Below are 4,204 nucleotides of genomic sequence, written 5' to 3' on the forward strand. Positions count from 1 at the left end.
CACCCGGGGTCCGCTGAATCTGGGCGCGGTCGCCGAGGCCCTGAGAGTGAATCCGTCGAATGCCTCGCGGGCGGTGGACCGGTTGATCAAGGCCGGGTTGCTGGATCGGCGCGATGCACCGGAGGATCGGCGGAATCTGAATTTGACTCTCACCGATGCCGGGCAGGAACTGGTGAATCGGGTCAGCACCCATCGGCGGGAAGCGATTTCGGGGGTCCTCGAGCGGATGACGCCCGAGGACCGCGATTCATTGGCGTCCGCGCTACGCCGGTTCGCGGCAGCCGCGGGCGAACCGATCGACGGCGACGTTCTCACCTTGCTATGGCCGCCCGCCCACTGATCGGCACGTCAACGCAGTGGCGAGCGGCCCACAGACCGGCAGCACCGAATCCTCTAGCGCACAGCATCTCTGCGACCGCGGCTCTGCGGCGGCGCCGATCGAGGGCCGCGACAATCATGGTGGCCGCGTGCACGGCGTCGACACCCGCGCCGATCCGCAGCACCGCCGGTGTGGGCACCGCGGTGGTGACCGCGGCCTGCAGCAGATGCCGGGCGCCGAGCACGCGCACCACCACCTGCTCACCGCGACGCAGCGGCTGGGCGAGCACGCGGGCGGGCACCAGGTTCGGGGCGCTCAGCTGCAACATCCCGTAACCGAGACGAATCATTACGAGGGTACGGGGAGTCATCGACGACTCCGGGCGGTAAGGAGGGCGGCTGCACCGGCGGTGAGCGCGCCGGCGGCGGCACCGAGCAGCCCGTGATGTTGGGAGGCCCACAGTTGCGCGCTGCGGGCGTGGGCTTGGTCGTCGAAGATGCCGTGGGCTCCGAAATCGTGGCCGTTGGTGTCGTCGGCGGGTTGCCACAGATTCGCGGGTTGGTTTGGGTCTCGCGGCTGGTCTGTTTGCTGGGATGAGACGCCGGTGGCCGCGAGATACCGGTCGAGGAGTCCGGGTGCGATCGCGTTGGCGGCGAGGGTCGCGGCGGTGCTGGCACCGACCCAGTATTCCCGGCGGCGGGAGTGCTCGGCGGCGTACACAACGGCGCGGGCAGCGACTTCGGGCTGGAAGATCGGCGGGACCGGTTGCGCGTGTTTGGGCAGCCGGGAGAGCACCCACGAAAACTGCGGTGTGTTCACCGCGGGCATCTGCACCATGGTCACCCGGATATTCGATTTGTCGTGCATCAGCTCGCATCGCAGTGCCTCGTGAAATCCCTGAATGGCGTGTTTGGCGCCGCAGTAGGCGCTCTGCAGGGGGATGCCGCGGTAGGCCAGTGCAGAGCCGACCTGCACGATGGTCCCCGCGTCGCGGGGTCGCATGCGGCGCAGCGCGGCCATGGTGGCGTAGACGTAGCCGAGATAGCTGACCTCGGTGACCCGTTTGTATTCGGCCGCACTGATCTCGGTGAACGGGGCGAAGACCGAGGTGAAGGCAACGTTGACCCAGATGTCGATCGGCCCGAGCGTGTTCTCGATCTCGGTGGCGGCGAACTCGACCTGGTCGGGGTCGGCGACGTCGGTGAGCACCGTCAGGGCCTTCGACCCGGCGTCTTCGACCTCCCGCGCCGCTTCCTCGAGACCCTTCTCGCCGCGGGCGAGGAGGGCGATCTTGTCGTGGCGGGCCGCGAAGGCGCGGGCGACGGCGCGGCCGATGCCGCCGGAGGCGCCGGTGATCACGACGACGCGTCCGGATGCCGATGTATTCATGACGACGACGTTCCTTTCAGGGCCGGTGGGTGGGGTCAGTGCTCGGATGGCCACGGCCGGGCGAGCCGGTGCGCAGATTCGAACAGCAGGGCGTGGACGAACGCCTGAGGGATGTTGCCGCGCAACTGGCGTTCGATGACATCGAATTCCTCGGTGAACAACGCCGGGGAACCGCATGCGGCCCGGTTTCGCTCGAACCAGCGCACCGCGTCGATCTCGTGGCCTTGCTGGTGTTCGGCAAGAGCCACAACGAACCCGCAGAGCAGGAAGGCACCTTCGGTGTCGGCGAGGGGCCGCCCCTCCTGCCGGAAGCGGTACACATAGCCTTCGCGGCCGAGTTCGGTGCGGACTGCCGCCAGTGTCAGTGCGGTACGCGGATCGGTGGCGGGCAGGGCGCCGCGGATCGCCGGCAACAGGAGTGCGGCATCGACCCGGTCATCCCCCGGGGCGCGTTGCCACCGGCCGGTGGGGTGAAGGCAATCTCGGACGGTCTCGGTGACCAGAAGCTCCGCGAGCCGGGACCACCGCGCCGATTGCGGTGCGGGTGCGCTAGGCGCGATCGCACGCAGGCCTGCCGCGCAGATCAACCGGGAATGCGCCCAGTGCTGGTTGTCGAGTTCCCAGATCCCGGCATCGGGTTCATGCCAGCGTTGCTCGATGGCGGCCACCGCGATTTCGGCGGCCTTCCAGTGTTCGCGATCGAGTCGGTCGTGCCGGTCGGCCGCGGCGAGCAGCAGCAGCGCCTCCCCGAAGACGTCGAGTTGGAATTGGCCGTTGACCCAGTTCCCGGTGCGGGCGTCGGCACCGGGATAGCCCGGCAGGTCGAGGGTGGTTTGGTCGGGAACGCGGCCACCGCCGACCGTATAGGCGGGTTTGAGGTCGTCGCCGTCGGCAAGCAGGCGGTCGCTGATGAACACGACGGCGGCGTCGAGCAGCGGGTGGGGGCCTGCGGCGGCGACGGCCTGTCCGGCGTAGCACTGATCCCGGATCCAGCAGTACCGGTAGTCGTAGTTGCGGCCCTGCTCGGCCCGCTCCGGCAGCGCGGTCGTGGCCGCAGCGACCATGCCGCCGAGGGTGCTGGTCAGCCCGCGCAGCACCGCGTACGCGTGCCGGACGTCGCGGTCCGCCAAGGACCCGTCGAACGGCGGAACCGCCTCGTTCCAGGCGCGTTCGGTGCGATCCCACAACCGGTCCGGATCCGGCACCGCTTCCGGGAGGAGGCGGTCGCCGAGTTCGAGGACCAGATCGTGGTAAGTGCCCGCAGGGATGTCGAGCACGGCTTCGATTCGCCCGCTGCGGTAATGCGCCGCCGGTGCACCGGAGAAGCGCAGCCGCAGTGCCCCGGCCCGCAGCGTCCGTATCCCACCGTGGTGGGTGATCTGCTGCATCGGATGGGCACCGAAGTCGGCGGCCACATCGAGACCGACGCTGACCTGCGCGTGACCGTCGACGGCCATGACGCGACGGAGCAGCACCGCGGTGTGCGGATCCGCGGGAAAGGCCAGCGCCTCGCGGCATTCGATGATGCCGGTGGTGGTGATCCACCGGCTGCGCCAGATCAACGTGCCCTGCTCGTAATACCCGCCCCAGGTGAACCGGTCGGCGGTCGGAGCGAGAGCATAGACACCGGGCCCGCCGAGCAGCACCGAGAACACCGCCCCGTCGTGCCAGGCGGGGGCGCACATCCACGCGATCTCTCCGCGCGGCCCGATCAGGGCGCCGCGCTCACCGTCCGCGATCAGCGCGTACTCCCTCAGTACATGTGGGGCGAACAACGTCGCGTCACCGACCGTGGCCACCATCAGCCCCTCTCGCTTCGCAATTTTTGCGTCATCGCAAACAACCGTCGGGTGATCGGGTTCCCGGTGCCCGGACGCTCAAACCGGAGATTCGGATTGATCAGTAAATTCTCAGAATCCGCCTCGTTCCCAGCAACGCCGCCCGGAGGTGTACTTTCTCACCGCACCTATTGCGTTATCGCAACCTTTGCGCGTACAGATGAAAGAAGGGGGTTCGCCGCTTCTCGACGGTGAGACCGCCCCCAGCCGATCGGCTCAGCGTGCCGAGCACGCCCGCACATCCCGCGAGGAGGACCACCGATGGCCAGTCAGAACGTTGCCGACTACCTTCTCGAGCGCCTGCGCGCCTGGGACGTGGAGCACGTGTTCGCCTACGCCGGCGACGGCATCAACGGAATCCTCGCCGCCTGGGCGCGCGCGGACAATCAGCCGCAGTTCGTCCAGGCCCGGCACGAGGAGATGTGTGCCTTCGAAGCCGTTGGCTACGCGAAGTTCACCGGCCGGGTCGGGGTGTGCATGGCGACCTCCGGCCCCGGGGCGGTGCACCTGCTCAACGGCCTCTACGACGCCAAACTCGACCACGTCCCGGTCGTCGCGATCGTCGGACAGACCAACCGCACCGCGATGGGCGGCTCCTACCAGCAGGAGATAGACCTGCTCAGTCTCTACAAGGACGTCGCCAGCGACTACGTGCAGG

At 68.5% G+C, this 4,204-nt stretch carries 5 protein-coding genes; 2 read left to right on the forward strand and 3 right to left on the reverse strand.

The window, feature by feature from the left end; translation table 11 throughout:
- Nucleotides 1-340: MarR family winged helix-turn-helix transcriptional regulator (locus WAW17_RS08825; protein WP_422332605.1), on the forward strand; the 340-nt coding region annotated here is incomplete at its 5' end.
- Here WAW17_RS08825 and WAW17_RS08830 read toward each other — a convergent pair.
- The 3 genes from WAW17_RS08830 to WAW17_RS08840 are packed head-to-tail and all read right to left on the reverse strand — an operon-like array spanning nucleotide 312 to nucleotide 3,510.
- Nucleotides 312-689, reverse strand: coding sequence for a hypothetical protein (locus WAW17_RS08830; RefSeq protein WP_422332606.1), 378 nt, complete (start codon nucleotides 687-689; stop codon nucleotides 312-314). The two genes, WAW17_RS08825 and WAW17_RS08830, sit on opposite strands and share 29 nt — an antisense overlap.
- Nucleotides 686-1,708 carry an SDR family oxidoreductase gene (locus WAW17_RS08835; protein WP_422332607.1) on the reverse strand — a complete coding sequence of 341 codons (1,023 nt, stop codon included), beginning with the start codon at nucleotides 1,706-1,708 and terminating at the stop codon, nucleotides 686-688. Before WAW17_RS08835 ends, WAW17_RS08830 begins: the two co-directional genes overlap by 4 nt.
- Before the next feature lie 35 nt (nucleotides 1,709-1,743).
- The gene (locus WAW17_RS08840; RefSeq protein WP_422332608.1) at nucleotides 1,744-3,510 is read right to left on the reverse strand and encodes a glycoside hydrolase family 15 protein; all 1,767 of its coding nucleotides are present in this window, start codon (nucleotides 3,508-3,510) and stop codon (nucleotides 1,744-1,746) included.
- Nucleotides 3,511-3,807: 297 nt separating this feature from the next.
- Between WAW17_RS08840 and WAW17_RS08845 the strand changes: the two genes are divergently transcribed.
- Nucleotides 3,808-4,204 (forward strand): thiamine pyrophosphate-binding protein (locus WAW17_RS08845; protein WP_422332609.1); only part of this gene is annotated, 397 nt, incomplete at its 3' end.

It is taken from the genome of Rhodococcus sp. (in: high G+C Gram-positive bacteria) (genome assembly GCF_049286785.1).
Taxonomy (GTDB): Bacteria; Actinomycetota; Actinomycetes; order Mycobacteriales; family Mycobacteriaceae; genus Rhodococcus_F.

Coding starts and splice junctions, on each gene's coding strand:
- WAW17_RS08830 (WP_422332606.1), bottom strand. CDS start 689: ATGACTCCCCGTACCCTCGTAATGATTCGTCTCGGTTACGGGATGTTG.
- WAW17_RS08835 (WP_422332607.1), bottom strand. CDS start 1,708: ATGAATACATCGGCATCCGGACGCGTCGTCGTGATCACCGGCGCCTCC.
- WAW17_RS08840 (WP_422332608.1), bottom strand. CDS start 3,510: ATGGTGGCCACGGTCGGTGACGCGACGTTGTTCGCCCCACATGTACTG.